Source organism: Pseudoalteromonas sp. T1lg21 (assembly GCF_002964625.1).
Lineage (GTDB): Bacteria > Pseudomonadota > Gammaproteobacteria > Enterobacterales > Alteromonadaceae > Pseudoalteromonas > Pseudoalteromonas gelatinilytica.
Window position 1 is genome coordinate 66389 of record NZ_PQBX01000061.1, and the last position, 21815, is coordinate 88203.

Below are 21815 nucleotides of genomic sequence, written 5' to 3' on the forward strand. Positions count from 1 at the left end.
ACCCCTTACGCCGCTGGGCTAGTTTGTGCTAAGTCATCAAGTTTAATTTGTAATAACGGGTTATTTTCAAGGCCGCCATTATCAGCCGCTGCTTGGTATTGGCTGCGTGCTTGGTCTTTGTCGCCTTGTGCAGCATAAACATCGCCTTTTAATTCAGCGACTGCAGCAGCAAATGATGCTGGAAGCTGGGCATTTAGCGTTGTTAGCGCTTGCTCATATTGCTTTTGCGCAAGGTGAACACGAGCAAGGCGCGTTGTTGCCGTTGCTTTTAGCTCAGGGTTTTGCTCGTTGGTGATGATCCAGTTAAGCTTTTCGCTTGCTGCATCAAGGTCATTCTTTTCAACGGCTTCTTTTGCCGCTACAAATGCTGTTAGCGTGCTGTAGCTTGACTCGCTATTATCTTTGATAAACGTATCCGCTTTTTCTAGCACGGCACCGCTTTCAACAAGTTGTGTGAAAGAGTCAGATGCTTTTTCAGCTGTGGTGATTTGGTTTTGGTTATAAGCTTTCCAACCATATAAACCACCTAAACCTGCAACAATACCAATTGCAAGTGCTAAACCATTTTCACGGAAAAAGCGTTTGATCGCTTCTTCTTGTTGTTCTTCTGTTGAATAAATTTCCATGCTTACCTCTGTTGCTAGCTGGGCTTAAATAAGCTCAGCTAGTAGCGTTTTCGCTTCTTCTAGTTTTAAGGTGACTTGTTCTTTACGTTCACGTAAGTACTTAATTGTCACAACGCCTTGTTCTAATTCATCTTCGCCGATAATAACCGCTACAAGAGCATCGCTTTTATCTGCGCGTTTTAATTGCTTTTTAAAGTTGCCACCGCCTGCGTGCACCATAACACGAAGACCCGCAACATCTTTACGTAATTGAGCGGCAATGATAGGCGCTTGAATGCTGGCTTTATCGCCCATGGCTGCCAAATATACATCAGCACTACGGCGGATGTCACCTACACATTCGAGTGCTTGAAGTAATAACACTAAACGCTCAAGACCCATTGCAAAACCTACCGCTGGTGTTGCTTTACCGCCTAGTTGTTCAACTAGACCATCGTAACGACCACCGGCACAAACGGTTCCTTGTGCGCCTAGGCTATCAGTAACCCACTCAAAAACGGTGCGGTTGTAATAGTCAAGGCCACGTACAAGCTTTTCATTTACCGTGTATTCGACGCCAGCAGCGTCTAAACGTTCACATAAATTTTCAAAATGTTCTTTTGATTCAGCGTCTAAGTGCTCAGATAGTTTAGGCGCATCAGTTAAAATGGCTTGTACATCAGGGTTTTTACTATCTAACACACGTAAAGGATTAGTGTGCATACGACGCTTAGAGTCTTCATCAAGTACATCGACGTGTTGCTCTAAGTAAGCAACAAGTGCATCACGATAGTCTGCACGTGCTTCATTTGAACCCAATGAATTAAGCTCCAGACGAACGTGCTCACTGATACCAAACTCTTTCCATAATTGGGCTGTCAGCAAAATAACTTCTGCATCAATATCAGCAGTGGCAATGCCGAATGTTTCTAAACCGAATTGGTGGAATTGACGGTAACGGCCTTTTTGCGGACGCTCGTGACGGAACATCGGGCCCATGTACCATAAACGTTGTTCTTGGTTATACAGTAAACCGTTTTCATTACCTGCACGCACACAGACTGCCGTACCTTCAGGGCGAAGTGTTAAGTTATCGCCATTACGGTCAGCAAAGGTGTACATCTCTTTTTCTACGATATCGGTTACTTCACCGATAGAGCGCTTGAATAGGTCGGTTGATTCAACAATTGGAAAACGAATTTCTTGATAACCAAACGATGAAACTGTTTCACGTAAAATGTCTTCTACTTTCTGCCAAATTTGCGTATCGCCTGGCAGACAATCGTTCATACCACGAACTGCCTGAATTTGTTTTGCCACTGATAAATCCTAAATACTGTACGTGCGCTGAAAAAATCGCGCCTCAAGAAAAACTAAAAATTGACCCGCTATTATACCGTTTGGGTTCTAAAGGTAAACGGCAAACCTGAGGGTTTGCCGAGTATATGCGAATTATTCAACGATTTTGATGTCGATTGGCGTTTCTTTCTCTTTCTTAGCGATAAAGTCACGCACATAGCCTTCAAGTTGGTCGACAATGTTATCGTTATCGATACGTGCTTTTTGGCGCTCGCCATTGATGTATAAGCCTGAGCGACGGTTCGCACCAGCAAGGCCAATATCACTTACAAGTGCTTCGCCCGGACCATTTACCACACAACCAATTACCGACACTGACATAGGTTCAACCACGTCTTCAAGGCGCTCTTCAAGTTGGTTCATGGTGCTTACCACATCAAACTCTTGGCGTGAGCAGCTCGGGCAGGCAATAAAGTTAATGCCGCGTGAGCGAATGCGTAATGATTTTAAAATATCAAAACCCACTTTGATCTCTTGTACCGGATCGGCTGCAAGTGATACGCGCAGTGTGTCACCAATGCCTTCGGCAAGTAGCATACCTAAGCCAACAGCTGATTTAACTGAACCTGAGCGCATACCGCCTGCTTCGGTAATACCTAAATGCAGTGGCTGGTCAATTTCTTTGGCAAGTAAACGATACGCACCGACCGCTAAAAATACATCTGACGCTTTAACAGATACTTTAAATTGATCAAAGTCTAAACGTTGTAAGATCTCAACGTGACGCATAGCTGATTCAAGTAAAGCTTCTGGCGTTGGCTCACCGTATTTTTCTTGTAAATCACGCTCTAATGAACCGCCATTAACACCAATACGAATAGGAATATTGTGTTCGCGTGCTGAGTCTACAACGGCACGAATACGCTCTTCGCTGCCTATGTTACCAGGGTTAATACGCAAACAATCCGCACCATACTGAGCCACTTTTAATGCAATACGGTAATCAAAGTGAATATCCGTTACCAACGGGATAGTGACCTGTTCTTTAATGCTTTTAAATGCTTCAGCAGCTTCCATGGTGGGTACTGATACACGCACAATGTCGGCGCCAGCATCTTGAATAGCTTGAATTTGTGCAACCGTTGCATCGATATCTAGGGTGTTGGTGTTAGTCATCGACTGAACGGCAATCGGTGCACCATCACCAATTGGCACATTACCTACGTTAATACGGGTCGATTTTCTACGTTTAATAGGAGATTCTGAAAACATTGCGGTTACTCTGATAACGGTAAAGTAAATTTAGCTAAACGATTTTTGGCAAGATGTGAAGTATCGACGGCTTGACCTTGAAAAGTAATATCAACCACTTGGTGTTTTCCAAGTACTACACTAAAAGGCTGTGGGCCGGTTACTGTCATAACGTAACCTGCTTTTTTAACACCGAATGCGATGCGATCGCCGTTGCCATCGTGAATTTCTACCCAGCTATCTTCATTGAAGTGCATCACCACTTCGCTGTGCTCAGGATCAGCTTTTTCAGTTTCTGGCTGAGCAGCAACTTGGTTTTGTGCTTCGTTGTTGCTTGTTGGCACATCAGCTTCTGGCTGAACGATTTCTTGCTCGTCGTCAGCGAGTGGTTGAATGGTTTCTTCAGCAGGCGCTTCTAAAGCTAAATCAGGTGAAATCTCACTGCTTTCAAGCTGATTTGGCATCGCAGTCGTTACGGGCTGTTCGATATTCTGGTTGCTATTTTGCCACCACCAAAATACTGACGAGCCAATGATCACCGCTAAAATGAAGTAGCTAAACAGCATTAAACGGCTGTCATGTGCTTCTTTTTCTGTACGGCGAGAAAAGCTCTGCATTTTAGATTTTTTTGCAGGCTCAACGTGCTCTGGCAATAATGCAAGCATGGCTTGGCTATCGATTTTCAGCTCACGGCAATAGCTTCTGATATAACCTTTTACAAAGGTCGTAGGGCCAAGTAATTCGTGCTCGTCGTTTTCTAATCGTTGTAACTGTAAAACGGATAATTTTAATGCACCAGCAAGTTGCTCAAGGCTCTTTCCAGCGTCTTCGCGGCGCTTTTTTAGCGCTTGGCCGAGCGTTTCTTGTGGTTGTTCTAAATTGTTTTCTTCATTCATAATGCGTATGAGTCTGGATCTACCAATAAGAGTCTATGCCCAGGTTCTAGGGCGACATCTGGGCTCAATTTGTTCCAGCGCATTAACTGATCGATCAATACGCTATGCTGTGTGGCTATGCTAAAGAGTGTGTCGCCATCATTGATGTCGTGATAAATGTTCGGATCGTTCAAATAAATGCGAGTACCGTTTTGTACACGATCCGATTCTTTTAAGCCATTCCACAGCAAAATCTTCTGTAGTTTAACATTGTATCGCACCGAAATGCTAAAGAGGTTTTCACCATTTTCAATAATATGATACGGGATATTCAGCGCCGGTACATTTGCGTTCAGCATGGGTAAGTTAAGCGGCTCGTTTGTCACGCTAAAGTCAGTGCTATTTGCGGTTGACGCCGTTGTTTGACTGCCACTAAATACGTTTTCGTCTTTTTCTGCTTCGTAAAACACCACAGTGCTGGCATCATTTTTGGTATTTTGCGAGTTTGCTGGCGTTTGTTGTTGAACGCTTGGCGTTTGCGGTGCACCAAATGACACTATGGTCACTTCATCATTACTTTGCGCTGGTGTTTGCGCGTCTGTTTGCTGCTTTGCAATAACAGCGGCCTGTTCAACTTTACGAGAGCTAACCGTTTGGAAACCTTCGTCAGTTGTTTGCTCAGTGAGCGTGTTAGGCGTTGTTTCGCGTGGTTGCACAGAGGCGAGTGACTCTGTTGCTGGTTTCTCTTCGCTGTCTGAATTTACCTCAGCTGTCACCTGCTTATTGCTTTGCGCTACGATTTCTGGTTCTTGCTCTGCTTGAGTGAGTGTTGGCTCTACTTGTGAAGGTTGAACCTGTGTTGTCTGTACAGGGCTCTGCTGTGCAGTAGCCACTGACGCCTCAGCAACAACGGTTTGTTTAGCAGGTGCCTTTCTTTTCACGATACGAATTTTTGGCTGATCTTTGCTAACCGTGCTGTTATCACTTGATATTTTCAACTCTTCAAGCTGCGCTTGACGATATTTTTCACGCAGAACTTCAAATTCTGAGCGTTTAGTTTGCCCTGATGAAATAGCCCTTGCTTCTACTGAACCTGGGTAGGTTTGTAAAATAATACCTGCGGTTGTTTCGGCTTTTTCGATATGGCCCATACGTTGCTGAATAAGGTAGCTAAGCATAAGTGCGCGAGGGGTCACGCGACCGGTAGATTCGTATTTTTCAATCACGTCTTCAGCTTTATGAAGGTCGCTTTTCGCGTAATACAAACCGGCAAGGCTAATCATTGAAGAAGGGCGCTGCGAGCTGTGGTTTAGCGCTGATTTTAGGTATTTTTCTGCGTTTTCAAAGTCATCAAATTCAATCGCGCATAAGGCTAAGTTTTCGTAACTTTCAGCTACACGGATATAGCTAGGAACGGCAATTGCCTTAAGAAGCTCTTCTGCTGCACGGTCGTATTTGCCAATGCCACATAAAAAGACACCATAATTGTTTAAGGTGTTTGGATCATTCGGGGCGATTTTTAAAGCGCGTTGATAGGCTTTATCAGCGAGATCAGGTTCATCAACCTGTTGATAGTAATAGGCTAAAGAGTAGTGGACTTCAGGAAGGTCAGGTGCAAATTCTGCGGCACGTTCTAGATTATATTTTGCTTGCGAGTTGTTGCCCGTTTTTAAGTACTGTAACGCAAGGGCGATACGAGTACGAGCAGCACCAGTATTATTAATCTTTTTTTCTACAACGGGTCTGTCGCTTCCGTCGTAGCTGTTTTCTGTAACACACCCTGTTAATGCGAATGCACTAACAGTAATGGCAAGTATAGAACGCATTACCTAATCTCTTCTTTGATTCCGTATGCCTATCTTACCGAAAAGCCTTTGTGTTGCATCTATTATTTTAAAAATAACGAGTTTGTCACAAAGGCTTGTCTTTAAATATGTCGCTTATGCTTGGTGAACATTTACCGCAATTGCGTTATCTTCGCGCATTTTCTTTTTCGCTAAACGTTTTGTACGGTCAACAACGTCACCCACTAATTGACCACAGGCAGCATCAATATCATCACCACGAGTACGGCGAACAATACAGGTGATACCCGCAGCTTGTAGTACTTTAGAGAAACGGTCAATTCGGCTGTTGCTTGAACGGCCATATTCGTTACCTGGGAATGGGTTAAACGGGATCAGGTTCACTTTTGAAGGTGTTCCTTTTAATGTTTTAACCAATTCGTGTGCTTGATCTGTGCTGTCGTTCACACCCTGTAGCATAACGTATTCGATAGTCACATCTTTGTTTGCTTTAGAGCCGTCGATATAACGACGACACGCTGCTAAAAACTCTTCAATCGGGTACTTTTTATTAATTGGTACCAGTATATCACGCAGCTCATTGTTTGGCGCGTGAAGTGAAATAGCCAGCGCTACGTCAATTTTCTCTTTTAATAAATCAAGAGCAGGCACCACACCTGAGGTGCTTAATGTAACGCGACGTTTTGATAAACCAAAACCCCAGTCGTCCATCATAAGTTCCATTGCGGGTACGACGTTTTTAAGGTTGAGTAGTGGCTCACCCATACCCATCATTACCACGTTAGTCACAGGGCGCTTAGTACTGTCGCCGTCTAAACCAATGTCTTTCGCTACACGCCAAACTTGACCAATGATCTCAGACACCGCTAGGTTACGGTTAAAGCCTTGTTGTGCTGTAGAGCAGAACGTACATTCAAGGGCACAACCTACTTGTGAAGATACACATAAAGTTGCACGGTCTTTTTCTGGGATCCAAACAGCTTCTACTTCTTGGCCACCTTTAAGTAAAAGTGCGTATTTGATGGTGCCATCACTTGCTACTTGCTTAACTGAGATCTCAGGAGCAACAATTTCACATTCAGCTTTTAGTTTTTCTTTCAGCTTTTTGTTGACGTTTGTCATGTCGTCAAAATTGTCGACGCCAAAATGATAAATCCATTTCATCACCTGATCACCACGGAATGGCTTTTCACCGAATGATACAAAAAGCTCACGCATTGCATCTCGGTTTAAATCTAATAAATTAATCTTTTTTTCAGTGGTCATGAAACAACCTCAATCAGTGACGGTGGTAAGTAGTTTGGGTGCGCGATTGTACATTATTTAATCGACTTAGTCATTAGCTAAACAGATTTACAATAGGCTTAGCTAATGACTAAAAAAGGGCCCGAAAGCCCTTTTTCTTCTGCATCACAGACTTAGCTGTGAACTCGAAATTAACGAGTACGTGGGCAGATTTCTTCGTCAGCGAAGAAGTATGCGATTTCACGTGCAGCTGATTCAACAGCGTCAGAACCGTGAACAGCATTTTCGTCGATGCTTTCTGCGTAGTCAGCACGTAAAGTACCAGCTAGTGCTTCAGCAGGGTTAGTAGCACCCATGATTTCACGGTTTTTAAGTACTGCGTTCTCACCTTCAAGAACAGTAACCATTACTGGACCAGATGTCATGAACTCAACTAAAGCACCGAAGAAAGGACGCTCGCTGTGCTCAGCGTAGAAACCTTCAGCTTTTTCTTTTGAAAGGTGAACCATTTTAGCTGCAACGATTTTAAGACCCGCAGTTTCGAAACGGTTGTAGATAGCACCGATGTGGTTTTTAGCAACTGCATCAGGTTTTACGATTGAAAAAGTACGCTCTAAAGCCATCTTTATGCTCCAATAATTTTTAAATTTAAAGGTTAAATATTAACGGGCGCGAATTATACGCGCTTTACGTGAAAATTCCTAATTTTATTAAATAGTCATTTGATGGCATTTTCATGAACCCTCACTACGTATAGCAACTTGAGTATAAAAAATGAGCGTGCTTGCACCGCTAAGCACTTGTTATGAGCAGTTTAATAAGTAATTATTATCTTAGGAAATGACAAAACTAATAAGGACAATTATGAAAAAGCTTTTACTGGTCAGTCTACTCGCAAGTTGTTTAGCGGGTTGTAATTCAGACTCAAATGATGAGCTAACGTGCCACCCTTTTCCCCTGGCAATCGATATTGATAATTATGTTGTCACCCCAGGGCAAAACGAGGCTAACACAGCACTCGCTTATGATGCCTATATCATAAAATTAGGCGGTGCTGGCAAAGGTGTTTATAGTGAAGGAGATGAGCCTGACCCTAATAAAGAATATGCGGACTGTCCTATCCCAGCAGTGGTATTAGGGAGCGCGAATACCATTACAGCTATTAATATTTACTCAAGCGCTGATTACAACAGTGAGCTCACCGCGGGTACGAGTTTAAATAGCCTGTTTGATATCAAAGAAATGTATAATAGTGATTTTGATTATTACAGTGATGGCAACTATGCCAGTGTTGAAGACTTCGCAAGCGTATTCCCCACGACTGCACCTATATTTATTGAACTAAAACCTAACCAAGCTCCAGAAGTTGAGAGTAGTCATATTTTTTATATCGATATAAGTTTTGCAAATGGCAAAACCTTTGCGCTTGAAACTGAAGAAGTGCAGCTTTTTTAAATTGCTATTAATCAGCTATTGTCAGCGGGGCTTCTCTGCTGACATACCCAATCTCTACTCGCTTACAATTTGCTCATCCAGCTAAGCTAATTGGTATAAATTTACCTGCTCCATTACACATTTAAAAAATGTAAAAACACCACTTTGCCGTTAACCTTTTGTTCACTTTATCATGGGTAAGCTAATTACCCATGATAAAGTGGTGATGTTTTAACTTTTTGAAAATAATTGGTTTTTAATTTTTCGTGTGAATTTAATCTATCTTTTCAGAGAAAAATAGCAACAATAAAATTGTAATCGAAATGTTAATTTTAAGTGTACAAAACGCTACATGGTTTTTCGTGAATTCCTGAACTTATTCAATCATAAAATATTAGTGAGTTGATTTTTTCTAAACCAAAAATCTCACTTTCATTTTAATTTGAATAATCAAAGGAGAGAACAATGAAACTACGCAGTGCACTTTCTAAGTTGTCATGCGCGTCAGCTTTTGCACTTGGCACCATGCTGACTTTGAGCCCCGCAGCCAATGCAATGAAACTAAAACAACAAAACTTACAAGAGATGGCTGTTGAGTCACAGAGCATTATTGCTGGCCAGGTGGTAAGCGTAACAGATGGTTTTGATAACAATCGTCCCTATACCGAAGTGACTATTCAGGTTTCGTCAGATGCAAAAGGCAAGTTAAAAGACGATTCAAATTATACTTTTCGTCAGTTTGGCCTGATAAAACCCCGTTCTATGGGCAATGGCAAAGTGTATTTAGGCGCAACGCCTGAAGGTTTTTCTAAATGGCAAGAAGGCGAACAAGTGATTGCCTTTATGTATAAGCCAGCATCAATCACAGGGTTTCAAACGACCGTAGGGCTTGCCCAAGGTAAATTTGTAGTGCGCAATGGCAAAGTAGAAAACATTTTTGCTAACAAAGGTGTTTTTGAAGGGTTAGATACCAACAGCTTATCAGCAGAGCAACAAAATCTCTTAACCACACCTGGTGCAGTCGATGTGGGAGTTTTTATGGATTTAGTAGGTAAACTGTCTGGAGTACAACAATAATGAAATTTTCTAAAATCGCAGCAGCATTAGCCCTCGCAACTATTTCAACAGGTGCGTTAGCCGGTGGCCCACTCTATATTCATGAACCGACAATGCAGCCATATAAATGGGACACCTCAAAAGGCAGTATTCCAGTGTGGACAGATGGCGGCCAACTTATCAAAGATAAAGACGGTAACGATGTCGAAACCTTCACTGTACTTGAAAAAGGCACTGTTTTTAACGTTGATGTTACTTTACCTGATGGCACAGTGATCCCTGCATACACTGAACTGGACCGAGATTATACATTTTTAACGATTGAGCAAGCCAACAAAGTAACGGCGAATGCTGTGAAAGAGTGGTCTGATGTAGAAACGTCGACTTTCGAGATGTCAGTACAGGGCACGATTTTTGAGAAAACAGGCATTACGGATGTGACTGCAGAAAATGTTGATCAAATTTATGGTGTTGAGAATGGTTATGGCTTTTGGGTCAATTACGACACTGATGGTAGCATTTTAGAAAACTATTTTGGTGTGCCAAGAAGCGCTGTTTTAGGTATTGCATTCCCTGAATGGGCCGACGAAGAAACTGGCGAAATTATCGAAGCGACAGCTTTAATGAATGGCTGGTTTGTTGATATTAGTGATACCGATGGCACGCAAGTTGGTGGGGTATTCACCCATGAGTTTGGCCATGCGATCAATATGTCTCACTCGCAAGCAAATGGTCACTTAGTGTATATGTCGGCAAGCTATAGTCCGCAATACGACGGTGTACCAGGTTGTGAAGGTGTCACTAAATTTACCAGCTCTAGTATGTTAGATTATTCTGCCATTGAGACGATGTTCCCGTTTATTAATGTGCGCGGCAGTGCTGGTGCAAATCAACACACCATTAATGTGAAAGATGACATCGTTAATATTTCAGATCTTTATCCTACGGCGCAGTACCAATCACAGTTTGGCTCTATTCAAGGTAAGCTCTTAACAAAAGAGGGAGTAGAGTACTCAGGGGTGAATTTAATAGCGCGTAACCTTGATAACCCTTACGAAGATGTGATCAGCCAACAGTCAGGTAACATGACACAAGGCCGTATCGGCCCAGATGGCTCATTTACCATTAATGGCTTAACGCCGGGGGCACGTTATGCTCTTTATACTCAAGAGATCAATGCAGGTGGTTATCCAACTCAGCAAACGAATATTCTTTCTGAAGCTGAATATTGGAATGACAACGAAAGTGCAAACCCGGGAATAGATAATGCCTGTGCGATGACAGAGATAGTTGTTTCAGCGGGTGAAACTAAACAAGTTGAGATGTTCTTCAACGGTTATCAAGATGGTATTCAATATACGCCACTGATTTCAGCGTTTGTAATGGATCACGCTAAAAACGGTAAAAAAGCACTTGGAACAACCTCTTCGGGTATTCCTTTCTTATACGACAGTGCGACTAATTCGTTTGATACTTTAGTAAGCCCTGATGGCTACGCTTTATTAAGCTCTACAAGCACAGCAATGAACAAAACAGCCACTAAAGCTGCTATTACCGCACACTTTAATGATAATGGCGTGATGCAAGGCGGCGTCTGGGATATAAACTCTGGCAAAGTATCAATGCTTGAAGATTTAACGGGGAATAGTTGCTCGCTTTCAAGTCAGCAGGGGCAAAGCTCACATAGCATCTGGGATATGGATGATGATGGTAAGTTGATTGTTGGTACAACACGCTTCCCATACGATGGTTCAAATCGCTGTGCTGAAGGCGAAGCTGCGCGTTCAGTTGGTATGCCTACTGTTTGGGATGCAAACACGGGTAAAGCAAGCGTTTTACCTGGCACCCAAATGGTTGACCGTACTTATGGTAGCGGTAAAGAAATCGCTATTATGAATGGCGATGAGCAAATTCGTCGTACGGCATGGGCGCGAGCAGATCGTATCTCTGGTAATGGCGAAACCATTACAGGTTCAACGAATGGCTTTACGCAAATTGCCTGGGTGAATGGCGAGCTTGTTGATACCTACACGGAGTTTGGTGCAATCGACAATTCAGTTATTTCTGAAAATGGTCGTTATGTCGCCTTTGGCGCCATCGAAAACCGTCGTCCTGCTGGCGTTAAAGTATGGGATACAGTAACCAATACAACTCAAAAAATTGGTAGCTTACGTTGGTGTGACAACATTCCTGCGATAAGTTTCTGGACCAACTATTGCGACCTAGGCTACAGCCATGAAGAATTAGTTGAACTAGGATTTGGCTTACCTTCAGTGATGGTTCTTGATGCAAATGAGGACTTATCGATGATCACCGGACGCGCTGGTAGCCCTCTATCTGGCGGTTTTGTTGGCGCTATTTATTTAAAAGGTATTGGCTGGATGTCATCAGCAGAGTTCTTTGCTAAGCAAGGTGTTACTGAAGCAAAAGGCTTGCTTACCGATAACATGTTTGGTCTAAGTGCTGATGGTTCTGAAATCATGGCTGGCATTGCTGGCGCAGTTTTATCAATAGAAATTGACGCGAATAAGGCATTTGTATGTGATAACGGCCGCGACCGTGAACTTAGCTTCCCTAAGCAAGTGGTTGATGCGGTGTCGGCAGGTGCTGAATTTGGCCGCTGCGCACATATTAATGACTAATACCATTTTGTGTTAAGCGCTTAAAGGTCCGGCTAGGTGGCTGGGCCTTTATTTCAATATCTTTGTAACAAAGGCCTGCTAATGTATAAAAGTTCATTAATAACAATAATATGGTTATGTATTCTAAGCTTTATTCCTGATCAAGCTAGTGCGCAAACCCATCAAGCTGCAAGCTCAACCAACAAAGGGTTTAATGTTCCTGAAGAGCTATTGACCACATGGGAGCTAGATGAAGCGGCTTCAATGGAATACGCAAAAAAGTCTGCGCACTGGAATGAACATATCGCTAATTTGATGCCGAAACTAATCGCAACAAATAAACAAATTAAGTACCGCTTTAATCAGGATGAAATGGTCACCATTCAGGCTGCAAAAGAGCAGGAGCTTGCCATTAGTTTGATTAAGCAAACACTGACGTCATATAAATTCAAATTTGAATTCGACGATAAGCCAAAGCAATTGCAAGTGATAAAAGCCGCAGGTGGGCGGATCAATATTCAGGCCGATGGCCTACTTGGTTATCAGTTCTTATTGTGGAAAAAACGCCGAGAACGCTTAACTGGCGTATAAAAATATCAATGTTAAGGGCTTTGCTGTTAACATTAGCAAATCCAAACCAATTACCCTGGATAGTTAATTGAGTTTGATCTAAAAAGGTGGCCATAGGATTGGTCACCTTTTTCTTTTCTGTATAAGTCCTTACTTAGTTTAATTTCTGTAGTTCTAAAGTGCTAGTTTGTATCTGTTTTTATAATATTTAAGTGCTTGATTACATTTTGGTACAGATTGATACACTTTTATTTTTTGTAAATAAATATTTAACGGCATGTTAATTAAGGCGTTTTTTTACAATTAATTTAATCGTTTTTTTTGCCATGGTTTTTACCCTTTTTAGTGTGTTGAATTCTCATTTCACTTCCTCTATTACTTATTTTGTCACTCATAACTAATTGTATAAATTAAATATATTTTACTATTGAGTGGTTTTAGCTGTTTTTAATAAAAACAAACAACAAGGAATTAATATGAAAAAAACGCAGTTAGGGTTGTTAATCACATCATTCGCTATTATGGGTGGATGTGCAAAGTTAGACGCTCAAGTTAACGCTGGCGGCACTCTTAATTCAAAGGGTGGGGCTGGAAAAGCTGTGTTTACAGCACATGCAGCTCGTTGTGATGGAGAAGTAAGCGGAAAAGTAAATTACAAAGATGTAACTGCATTAGATTGGCAACAATCTGGAGGAGTATCATTTAACGCACAGGTTTATGGTGCAGGCTTATGTAGTGAAGATCCTGTATCACCTGATGGGGCTGAGTCTGGTGATGAGCGATTATTTTGCAAACAAGATATTTGCACTGAGGGGATGTATCAAGTTGAGTTTAATTATAACTCAACCAATCCTAGCCTGCCTGGAGAGGGGGTTGGCTTTGCATGTATGATGGATATTTCTGAAGGTATTAAATCTGGATTTGGTGCAAATGGGTTATTGAATCTGATGTTACTCGAGTCTGGTCCATACCAAGGCTATAACAATGCCGGAACAATAAGTGGCAATGTACAAGTGAAAGATTGCCCAAGTAGCAAAAATGACGACAACGCAGAGTAGAGAAGGAGTTTAATGATGATAAATAAAAAAACAGTTTTAGCGGCAAGCATTGCTCTTGCTTATAGTTTTCCTTCTTTAGCTGATCAATCAATGCGAATTGTTCTAGAAGCAAATAGTAATAAAGCCTCTGCGCTTAAATCTGAGTTGTTATCAAATAATATTAAAATAGAAAAAGAGCTTAGTTCACTAGAAAGTTTTGCAATTTCGATTGATAAAACTCAGTTAGCCAATGTTACAGGGCTTACAAACGTAAAGACTTTTTACCCTGACGTACCAAGAAAGTTAATGTCTGAAGGCGCTTCGCAATATATTCCGTATGGTTTAGCGATGGTTCAAGCTGATCAAGTTCAATACCAAGGCGGACAAAAAGTGTGTGTAATCGATAGCGGTTATGCCTTAGAACACCCAGATTTGCCGAGTGCTGGTGTTACAGGCTCAGACGATGGCGGTGCTGGAGTGTGGTATCAAGATCCATTTGGTCATGGCACTCATGTTGCGGGCACGATTGCCGCAATCGACAATGAGTTTGGTACGACAGGGATTGTCGATGATCATTCTCTTGATATGCACATTGTGCGTGTTTTTGCTGGTAATGGTAGCTGGGCTTACGCTTCGGATTTAGCTGGTGCGATTGATGAGTGTCAACAAGCTGGTTCAACGGTTATTTCGATGAGCCTTGGTGGAAAATATTCAAGCCCGATTGAAGAAAAAGCGTTAGATAAAGTTGCTCGTGCGAATATATTAATGGTTGCGGCAGCAGGAAATGCTGGTGAAGCTTCACATAGCTATCCTGCATCTTATGACAGTGTGATTTCAGTTGCAGCGGTTGATAGCACTAAAAATCATGCAAGCTTTTCTCAGCGAAGCAGTCAAATTGAACTAGCAGCGCCAGGCGTTAATGTTTTCTCAACTGTGCCTGTTAACCGCGCGCGCTTTTCAAAATTTAATGTCACGCAAGAAAGTGTTAATTTCCAATATTATGGTATGGATGGCTCGCGTTTTGGTACTGTTACTGGGGAGCTAGTTGATTGTGGTTTAGGTACTCAGAGCTGTGGTGATGTAACAGGAAAAATCTGTTTAATCGAACGAGGGGAAATTCCGTTTTATAAAAAAGTAGAGCAGTGTGAAGCGGATGGCGGTGTGGGAGTTATTATTCGTAATAATAACCAAAGCCAGCTTATCGGTACTATTAACCCTACTTCTATGATTGCTGGCTCTGTGACAAGAAATGAGGGTCTTAATTTAATGGACAACCTCGGGAAAGAAACCACAATAACTGTCGCTGAGTTTTCAGATCATGACTTTAAATCAGGTACTTCGATGGCAACTCCTCATGTTTCCGGCGTAGCTGCATTGGTATGGAGTAATTACCCTGAGTGTTCTGCAAATGGCATTCGTTTAGCACTGAGAGCATCAGCCGATGATCAGGGGAGTATGGGTTATGATCATGCTTACGGCTGGGGCATAGTGCAAGCAAAAGCGGCTGTTGATTATATCGCTGAAAATGGGTGTAAAGCATCTAGTAATGTATTACGCGGCGGAGATGGTTCAGCCCATTAACTATTCCCCTATATTGTTGTTATGACCAAAGCGCTTTTGGCGCTTTTTTCGTTTGTCACCTACTCATCAATAAGCTCTATGAATCAATCATGATCTAGATCAATAAAATTACTGAGCAGGTTATTATACTGCCGCGCTTCATTATCGTATTAATTCATGCAACCGACTTGTACTCGGTTCGATGTGTGGAGCTTTCATGTCGTCACCTATTTTGACCCCTCGTCCTTTTACGCCTGAGTTGTTATCACCTGCGGGTAGTTTAAAGAATATGCGTTATGCCTTTGCTTATGGTGCAGATGCCGTTTACGCTGGCCAACCTCGTTATAGCCTTCGTGTTCGTAACAATGAGTTTGACTTAGATAACCTGCAAACCGGTATCAACGAAGCGCATGCGCAAAATAAAAAATTATATGTAGTGTCGAACATTGCTCCTCATAATGCCAAGGTAAAATCGTACTTACGCGATATTGAGCCTGTCATTGAGATGCAGCCAGATGCGCTGATCATGTCAGATCCTGGGCTTATCATGCTAGTGCGTGAGAAATGGCCAGATATGCCGATTCACTTATCTGTGCAGGCCAATGCGGTGAACTATGCCACTGTGAACTTTTGGGCTCAGCAGGGCATTGAGCGAGTCATTTTATCGCGCGAATTATCGCTTGAAGAAATCGCTGAAATTCGTGAGCTATGCCCAAATACAGAACTTGAAGTGTTTGTTCACGGTGCACTTTGCATGGCGTACTCTGGCCGTTGTTTGTTATCGGGTTATATTAATAAACGCGATCCAAACCAAGGAACGTGCACTAATGCATGTCGTTGGAACTACGATGTGAAACCAGGCACCGAAAATGAAACCGGCGAAATGGTGCATAAAATCGACCCTAAAGCGGTGATCCCAACCCTAGGTGATGGTGCGCCAAGTACCGAAGTATTCATGCTTGAAGAGCAGGGCCGCCCTGGTGAATACATGCCTGCTTTTGAAGACGAGCATGGCACTTACATAATGAACTCAAAAGATTTACGTGCAGTTCAATATGTTGATCAACTAACGAAAATGGGCGTGCATAGTTTAAAAATTGAAGGCCGTACCAAGTCTTTCTACTATGTTGCTCGTACTGCACAAGTGTATCGTAAAGCCATTGATGATGCCGTTGCTGGTCGTCCATTTGACGCAAACTTATTTAAAACTCTTGAGAACTTAGCGCATCGTGGTTATACAGAAGGGTTTTTAAAACGCCACGCACATCAAGACTATCAAAACTATGAGTATGGTCATTCGGTGTCAGATAAACAGCAGTTTGTGGGTGAAGTATTAGGTCGCAACGATAATGGCTTAGTTGAAATTGATGTGAAAAATAAGTTCTGTACTGGTCATTCACTTGAGCTTATGACACCAAAAGGCAACATCAACTTTAAGTTGGATTTTATGGAAAACAAAAAAGGCGAAGCCATTAGCGATGCAAAAGGTTCTGGCCATATTGTTAAAATTCCTCTGCCAGAAGATATCGATTTAGATCACGCAATTTTGATGCGTAATCTCGATGCCGACCAAGACACCCGCAATCCATTCAATAAAGCTAAATAGAAGATGCGCTAAGTCATACTTAGCGCATTTACCTCATCTTTTTTGGTATTTCACTGTCGTTATTGGTTATTTTTACTATCCTTTTTTCTAAGGGTATTAATTAAATATAGTCAAAAACTATAGTGAAATACGTTGTTCATCCATCACATCAAAAAGAGCTTTTACACACTGTACCTTATATTGCGTTAGGGGTATTGCTGCTGGCTGTTGTTTTGCTACTTGAGCGATTGGGTCTTATTGCTGCTATTCCTTTTTATGTAGCAATGCATACGAGCGTCGAATTATTTTCAGTTGTGATCTCGTTTTTAATATTTGCGATTGGTTGGAACACTTGGCACTTTACGAATAACTACAAACTATTACTACTGTCTTGCACAATGTTGTGCGTTGCTATTTTTGATTCATTACATTTTTTAGCCTTTGATAGCATGCATGACGGCCATGCTGATATGAATCTGGTATTGAGTTTTTGGCTTATTGCTCGGTTGTTTAATGGGGCTGCATTTTTAATTATTGCGGCAGGAATTTGGGTTAATTATAAACCGTTAAACGCGCGTGCCTTGCTTGCCTCTTTGTTGCTTTGTTGTTTGACCATCGCAAGCACATTCTTTTACTTTCCTGATTTACTGCCAGAAATTTATATTGAAGGAGTAGGCGGGAGTCATATTAAGTTTCTAATTGAGCTACTTGTTTTGGCGCTTTACGGTGCAGCCGTCGTCACGTTCGCGACACAGCTTCGTAAACCTAGAGCGAACTTAAACATTGCAGGTAAAACATTAGTATGCCTATTAGCTATTTTAAGTGAGGCCTGTTTTGTGATGTTTAATGATGCATCACACACCACCAACACCTTTAATTTTTTTGGGCATGTTTATAAAGGGCTCACCTACTTTTTACTGTATAAAATTCTCTTTGTTGAAACCGTCACTAAACCGTATGCGGCACTAGATAACTCCTCTAAGCAGCTTAAAGCAACTCTCACCGCTCTGCCAGACTCTGTTTTTGAGCTTGAAAAAGACGGCACTTTTCGCGAAGTCTTTAGCGATAACTCCGATAGCCATGTGTTTACCAAAGCGATAGTTGGACAAAATATTAGCAGTATGTTTGAAAAATCAGATGCGCAAGATTTTATGCGTACACTCATGGAGGCAAAAAAGTCAGGTGTCTGTTTGGTTAATACTTTACCTATTAGCGTAAATGGCTGGGTGATTCATTTTGAATTTTCGGTGACCTTGTTCGAGCACGATAATGATGGCCCAACGTATTTGGTGAACGCCCGCGATGTGTCAGAGAAAGTAGGGCGTATGGCGGCACTTGCCCAGCAAAGTAAGTTTAATCGGGGTTTATTACACTTAACCGAAATATCGTTTCAAGACGATCAAGATGTGTTGTTAAATTATGCTGTAAACCAAGCCCTCGAAATTACCAATTGTGATGGTGCGGCTTTGTTTATTTGCAACGAGCTAAAACAGCATGCCTACAGTGCTGAGCAAGGCAATCCGTTTGAAGTATGCACTGAAAAATTACAAGCCAAAATAGCAGCAGGAGAAGCTGTCATTGTTAATCGTAAACATGCAAAAGAATACGGGTTACCAAGTGACTCTAACTCATTGTTAGTGGTGCCAGTGATACGCCATAGTCAATGTCATATGGCCATTATTTTGCAGCATCAAACCAAGGTGTTTAGTGTGCAAGATAAAAACATGCTAACGGTTTGGGCTGAGTCAGTGTGGCAATGGTTTCATAAAATTAATTTAAACAAACGCATGCATATTTTGTCTCAAGCGGTTGAGCAAAATCCACACCCCATTATGTTTACCAATACTGATGCAAAAATTGAATATATGAATCGCGCATATCTTGAAATGTGTCAGTACGAGTATGATGAACTAATAGGCCAAAGCCCGCATAAAATCAGTGCTGGGCAAACTGAACCTGCTGTTTATCAAGTGATGTGGGAGCATCTAAATAATCACAAAGCCTGGGTGGGTGCTTTGGTTAACATGACCAAGCACGGTAAAGTGATTGTTGAGCAAACGACCATTTACCCAATAATGGATAAGCAAGGGAAGGTGAGTAACTACATTTCGTTTCAGCATGATGTGACTAAAGAAGTCGAAAGTGAAACCCTCATACATCAACTTTCTTATTTTGATCAGCTAACAGGGCTTGCAAACCAAGACAAGTTACAGATGGAATTTGAACAAACCATTAAGCTTCAAGCAGATACAAAAGCAGCCTTTATTTTAATTGGTTTAGATAACTTTAAGATTCTCAATAAAGCATTGGGAATGGCGAGTTGCAACCTAGTGTTACAAAGCTTGAGTGCGCGAATTTGTAATTTCATGGGTGAGCACATTATGGTTGCACGGCTGCAAGGCGACCGCTTTGCATTTATTACGCCTTATACCTCCACCGGCGCTATAAATAAGAGCAGCCACGATCTATTAAGGGTGATCAGTGAGCCACTTACGATAAATGATGAACTCATTGTTGTTACGGCATCCGTGGGGGTTGCTCTGTATCCGATGGATGGCAAAGAATTTGAGCCGCTACTGCAAAAAGCAGAATCAGCGATGTTTGAGGTTAAACGGCAGGGTAGAAACAATGCGTTATTTTACGCCGAAGAAATGAATAAATCTGGCCTTAGGCAATTACAAATCATCAATGCTCTTAATTTTGCCCTTGAAAATAATGAGCTTTATTTAGTTTTTCAACCACAAATAGATATAGCCTCAGGCGCTGTGGTGGCTGTTGAAGTATTATTACGCTGGAACAGCGAAACTCTAGGCAATGTATCACCTGCTGAATTTATACCTATTGCTGAAAGCAGTGGCCGCATTAGCGAAATTGATGACTGGGTATTCGAAAATACAGCTAAAACAATTCGCCAGTGGCAAGATGACAACATGCCTCCAATTACTTTTGCAATAAATCTATCGGCAACGAAGTTTGTTAAAAAACAGCTGCTTGGCGATTTAATCTCTGTATTACAAACTTATTCTATTGAGCCTGAATGTATTGAACTTGAGTTAACGGAAACCATTGCTATTGGTAATCCTAAATTTGCATTAAACACGATTACAAAACTACGTGAAGCAGGGTTTAAAATGTCGATTGATGACTTTGGCACAGGCTATTCGTCAATGAATTACTTAAAAGACTTTGCTCTCGATAAGCTAAAAATCGACAAATCATTTATTGATGATTTAGAAAACCCCAGTGATGCTGATAAAGCAATTGTTAAAGCCATGATTGATTTAGCCAGTGCGTTAAATATGGAGTCAATTGCTGAAGGCGTTGAAAGCGAGCAGCAGCTGAACATACTTAAAGAGCTTGAATGCTCTCAAGTACAAGGCTATTACTTTAGTAAGCCCCTGCCAATTAAGGTGCTGTATGAATTTGTGAAGTCACCAAGTTTTTCAAGGTAAGTCTACTTTTTAAATTGACTGGCAAGCTCTGCAAGCGACACTTCAGCAAAACGTTTTAATAACAGGGCTTCTGCGTCATCCATCGCATTTTGCAGGGCGCTGTTCACTGCATGTTCGATAGGGCAGTTGCTGTGCTCATCGGTTAGACCAATGACAAACAGGTTCTTTTCGCCAAGCGCTTGGTGAATATCAAATAAGGTGATGTCTGTTAAGGGAGTGGCCAGTAGCCAGCCGCCATTGTGACCTTTGATTGCCGATACATAACCTGCTTGACGCAGTAACGCCATAGTACGGCGCACGACCACTGGGTTGGTCATTAACATGTTTGCTAATGTCTCTGATGTAACAGGGTGGTTGTAGCTGTCTAAATGGATCAGCACATGTAAAACCCGTGATAGTCGGCTGTCTTTTCTCATCTTAAATCGTCAATATGCGTTTTTTGCAGTGTATCACGAACTGCTTAATATTGACCGTTTGAATTACCAAGCTAATGCTCACTAAGCCAATGCCAAGCCAGCCAATTCGCTGAAATTGCTCATTTAAAATCACAATAGCCAGTATGGTGGCGATGATAGGCTCAAGTAACGTAATGAGCACAGCTTGGCTAGCCGCTATGGTTTTTAAACCAATACTAAATAGCCAATAACCGAAAAACATCGGTACTATGGCCATGTAAAGCGCCACGCTGGTATTGGTAGCTGTGGCAAAAAGCGCATCTCCAGTAATTAATAACGAAGGCAAGAGTATACATGCTGCGCCGCCAAATAGGCTTGCCATGGTCGCTCTTGAATGAACGCCGTTGCTAATTAAACGTTTGGCAACCCATGAGTAACCCGCATAGGTAAGCCCTGCAATTAAGCCAAGTAAAATGCCGATGTTTTGGCTAAACAGCCCCTTAGCAGCAAGGTTATGTTCTTTACCTAACGCAATTAAGCCAATGCCAATAGCACCAAAGCAAAAGCTGACTAGCCAGCGAGTTGCAATGGGCTTTTTTTCAATTAAGTATTCTAATAAGACGGTAAATAATGGGGCGCTGGCAATCGAAATAACGGTACCAATTGCCACACCTGCGCTATTCATAGAGGTATAAAATGCCAGCGGATAAATAGCAACACAAGCTGAACCTAGTAGGGTTAGGGGGTAGTGCTTTCGCAGTGTACTAGCATTGTTTATTAGCTGTTTTATTGAGGTTAGGCAAAGTAATACGCCGCCAAATCCCATCGCAAACGCACCTATTGCAAAAGGGCTAATGTCTGGTGCAAAGCTTGCGGCTGTGCCTGTTGTGCCCCAAAATACACTGGCAACTAAAACGGCAATGGTCGCGATGGTATGGTTCATTGATGATTCGCTGTAAATTTAAGATATCAAAAGCATAATCAAAATTGATGTGCAGTTTTTGACAAAAAGGACGGTTTTGTTG

17 protein-coding genes are annotated in these 21815 nt (G+C 41.9%); 8 read left to right on the forward strand and 9 right to left on the reverse strand.

Annotation, left to right across the window (positions count from 1 at the left end):
• Positions 1–5 precede the first annotated feature (5 nt).
• The 7 genes from C2M25_RS17025 to ndk all read right to left on the reverse strand — a co-directional run bounded on the left by C2M25_RS17025 (position 6) and on the right by ndk (position 7703).
• Positions 6–626 (reverse strand): YfgM family protein, encoded by a 621-nt coding sequence (locus tag C2M25_RS17025; protein WP_063704192.1) that lies wholly within the window; start codon positions 624–626, stop codon positions 6–8.
• A gap of 24 nt (positions 627–650) precedes the next feature.
• Positions 651–1925 carry a histidine--tRNA ligase gene (gene hisS / locus C2M25_RS17030; protein WP_063704195.1) on the reverse strand — a complete coding sequence of 425 codons (1275 nt, stop codon included), beginning with the start codon at positions 1923–1925 and terminating at the stop codon, positions 651–653.
• Positions 1926–2057: 132 nt separating this feature from the next.
• Positions 2058–3176 carry a flavodoxin-dependent (E)-4-hydroxy-3-methylbut-2-enyl-diphosphate synthase gene (ispG, locus tag C2M25_RS17035; protein ID WP_054553525.1) on the reverse strand — a complete coding sequence of 373 codons (1119 nt, stop codon included), beginning with the start codon at positions 3174–3176 and terminating at the stop codon, positions 2058–2060.
• A 5-nt stretch (positions 3177–3181) separates the two neighbouring features.
• The gene (locus C2M25_RS17040) at positions 3182–4051 is read right to left on the reverse strand and encodes a RodZ domain-containing protein (protein ID WP_063704197.1); all 870 of its coding nucleotides are present in this window, start codon (positions 4049–4051) and stop codon (positions 3182–3184) included.
• The gene (gene pilW, locus C2M25_RS17045) at positions 4048–5856 is read right to left on the reverse strand and encodes a type IV pilus biogenesis/stability protein PilW (protein WP_105181661.1); all 1809 of its coding nucleotides are present in this window, start codon (positions 5854–5856) and stop codon (positions 4048–4050) included. The genes C2M25_RS17040 and pilW overlap by 4 nt, the downstream gene beginning before the upstream one ends.
• 114 nt (positions 5857–5970) lie before the next feature.
• Positions 5971–7101 carry a bifunctional tRNA (adenosine(37)-C2)-methyltransferase TrmG/ribosomal RNA large subunit methyltransferase RlmN gene (locus C2M25_RS17050; protein WP_105181662.1) on the reverse strand — a complete coding sequence of 377 codons (1131 nt, stop codon included), beginning with the start codon at positions 7099–7101 and terminating at the stop codon, positions 5971–5973.
• 170 nt (positions 7102–7271) lie between these two features.
• A complete protein-coding gene (gene ndk, locus C2M25_RS17055) occupies positions 7272–7703 on the reverse strand; it encodes a nucleoside-diphosphate kinase (RefSeq protein WP_105181663.1) in 432 nt (143 codons plus the stop codon).
• Between the two features lie 241 nt (positions 7704–7944).
• Here ndk and C2M25_RS17060 point away from each other — a divergent pair, with 241 nt between their 5' ends.
• The 8 genes from C2M25_RS17060 to C2M25_RS17095 all read left to right on the forward strand — a co-directional run bounded on the left by C2M25_RS17060 (position 7945) and on the right by C2M25_RS17095 (position 20395).
• On the forward strand, positions 7945–8535 hold the full coding sequence (locus C2M25_RS17060) for a hypothetical protein (protein ID WP_105181664.1): 591 nt from the start codon (positions 7945–7947) through the stop codon (positions 8533–8535).
• Between the two features lie 444 nt (positions 8536–8979).
• Complete coding sequence (locus C2M25_RS17065; RefSeq protein WP_105181665.1) at positions 8980–9591, forward strand: hypothetical protein; 612 nt, start codon at positions 8980–8982, stop codon at positions 9589–9591.
• Entirely contained in the window at positions 9591–12212 is a 2622-nt protein-coding gene (locus C2M25_RS17070) for a hypothetical protein (protein WP_105181666.1), read from the forward strand. Before C2M25_RS17065 ends, C2M25_RS17070 begins: the two co-directional genes overlap by 1 nt.
• Before the next feature lie 81 nt (positions 12213–12293).
• Positions 12294–12782 (forward strand): hypothetical protein, encoded by a 489-nt coding sequence (locus C2M25_RS17075; RefSeq protein WP_105181667.1) that lies wholly within the window; start codon positions 12294–12296, stop codon positions 12780–12782.
• 455 nt (positions 12783–13237) lie between these two features.
• Complete coding sequence (locus C2M25_RS17080) at positions 13238–13819, forward strand: hypothetical protein (protein WP_105181668.1); 582 nt, start codon at positions 13238–13240, stop codon at positions 13817–13819.
• 12 nt (positions 13820–13831) lie between these two features.
• On the forward strand, positions 13832–15379 hold the full coding sequence (locus tag C2M25_RS17085) for a S8 family serine peptidase (protein ID WP_105181669.1): 1548 nt from the start codon (positions 13832–13834) through the stop codon (positions 15377–15379).
• A 196-nt stretch (positions 15380–15575) separates the two neighbouring features.
• Positions 15576–16964: a prephenate-dependent tRNA uridine(34) hydroxylase TrhP gene (gene trhP, locus C2M25_RS17090; protein WP_105173690.1), complete on the forward strand. Its 1389-nt coding sequence runs from the start codon at positions 15576–15578 to the stop codon at positions 16962–16964.
• A gap of 122 nt (positions 16965–17086) precedes the next feature.
• Positions 17087–20395 carry a bifunctional diguanylate cyclase/phosphodiesterase gene (locus tag C2M25_RS17095; protein ID WP_105181670.1) on the forward strand — a complete coding sequence of 1103 codons (3309 nt, stop codon included), beginning with the start codon at positions 17087–17089 and terminating at the stop codon, positions 20393–20395.
• A 2-nt stretch (positions 20396–20397) separates the two neighbouring features.
• Here C2M25_RS17095 and C2M25_RS17100 read toward each other — a convergent pair whose 3' ends face one another.
• Both C2M25_RS17100 and C2M25_RS17105 read right to left on the reverse strand, forming a co-directional pair.
• Complete coding sequence (locus tag C2M25_RS17100; RefSeq protein ID WP_063704231.1) at positions 20398–20811, reverse strand: Rrf2 family transcriptional regulator; 414 nt, start codon at positions 20809–20811, stop codon at positions 20398–20400.
• Between the two features lies 1 nt (position 20812).
• The gene (locus C2M25_RS17105) at positions 20813–21733 is read right to left on the reverse strand and encodes a DMT family transporter (RefSeq protein ID WP_105181671.1); all 921 of its coding nucleotides are present in this window, start codon (positions 21731–21733) and stop codon (positions 20813–20815) included.
• Positions 21734–21815: the final 82 nt, after the last annotated feature.

Coding starts and splice junctions, on each gene's coding strand:
- C2M25_RS17080 (WP_105181668.1), top strand. CDS start 13,238: ATGAAAAAAACGCAGTTAGGGTTGTTAATCACATCATTCGCTATTATG.
- trhP (WP_105173690.1), top strand. CDS start 15,576: ATGTCGTCACCTATTTTGACCCCTCGTCCTTTTACGCCTGAGTTGTTA.
- C2M25_RS17100 (WP_063704231.1), bottom strand. CDS start 20,811: ATGAGAAAAGACAGCCGACTATCACGGGTTTTACATGTGCTGATCCAT.
- C2M25_RS17075 (WP_105181667.1), top strand. CDS start 12,294: ATGTATAAAAGTTCATTAATAACAATAATATGGTTATGTATTCTAAGC.
- pilW (WP_105181661.1), bottom strand. CDS start 5,856: ATGCGTTCTATACTTGCCATTACTGTTAGTGCATTCGCATTAACAGGG.
- C2M25_RS17025 (WP_063704192.1), bottom strand. CDS start 626: ATGGAAATTTATTCAACAGAAGAACAACAAGAAGAAGCGATCAAACGC.
- C2M25_RS17050 (WP_105181662.1), bottom strand. CDS start 7,101: ATGACCACTGAAAAAAAGATTAATTTATTAGATTTAAACCGAGATGCA.
- ndk (WP_105181663.1), bottom strand. CDS start 7,703: ATGGCTTTAGAGCGTACTTTTTCAATCGTAAAACCTGATGCAGTTGCT.
- C2M25_RS17070 (WP_105181666.1), top strand. CDS start 9,591: ATGAAATTTTCTAAAATCGCAGCAGCATTAGCCCTCGCAACTATTTCA.
- C2M25_RS17040 (WP_063704197.1), bottom strand. CDS start 4,051: ATGAATGAAGAAAACAATTTAGAACAACCACAAGAAACGCTCGGCCAA.
- C2M25_RS17060 (WP_105181664.1), top strand. CDS start 7,945: ATGAAAAAGCTTTTACTGGTCAGTCTACTCGCAAGTTGTTTAGCGGGT.
- C2M25_RS17065 (WP_105181665.1), top strand. CDS start 8,980: ATGAAACTACGCAGTGCACTTTCTAAGTTGTCATGCGCGTCAGCTTTT.
- ispG (WP_054553525.1), bottom strand. CDS start 3,176: ATGTTTTCAGAATCTCCTATTAAACGTAGAAAATCGACCCGTATTAAC.
- C2M25_RS17105 (WP_105181671.1), bottom strand. CDS start 21,733: ATGAACCATACCATCGCGACCATTGCCGTTTTAGTTGCCAGTGTATTT.
- C2M25_RS17085 (WP_105181669.1), top strand. CDS start 13,832: ATGATGATAAATAAAAAAACAGTTTTAGCGGCAAGCATTGCTCTTGCT.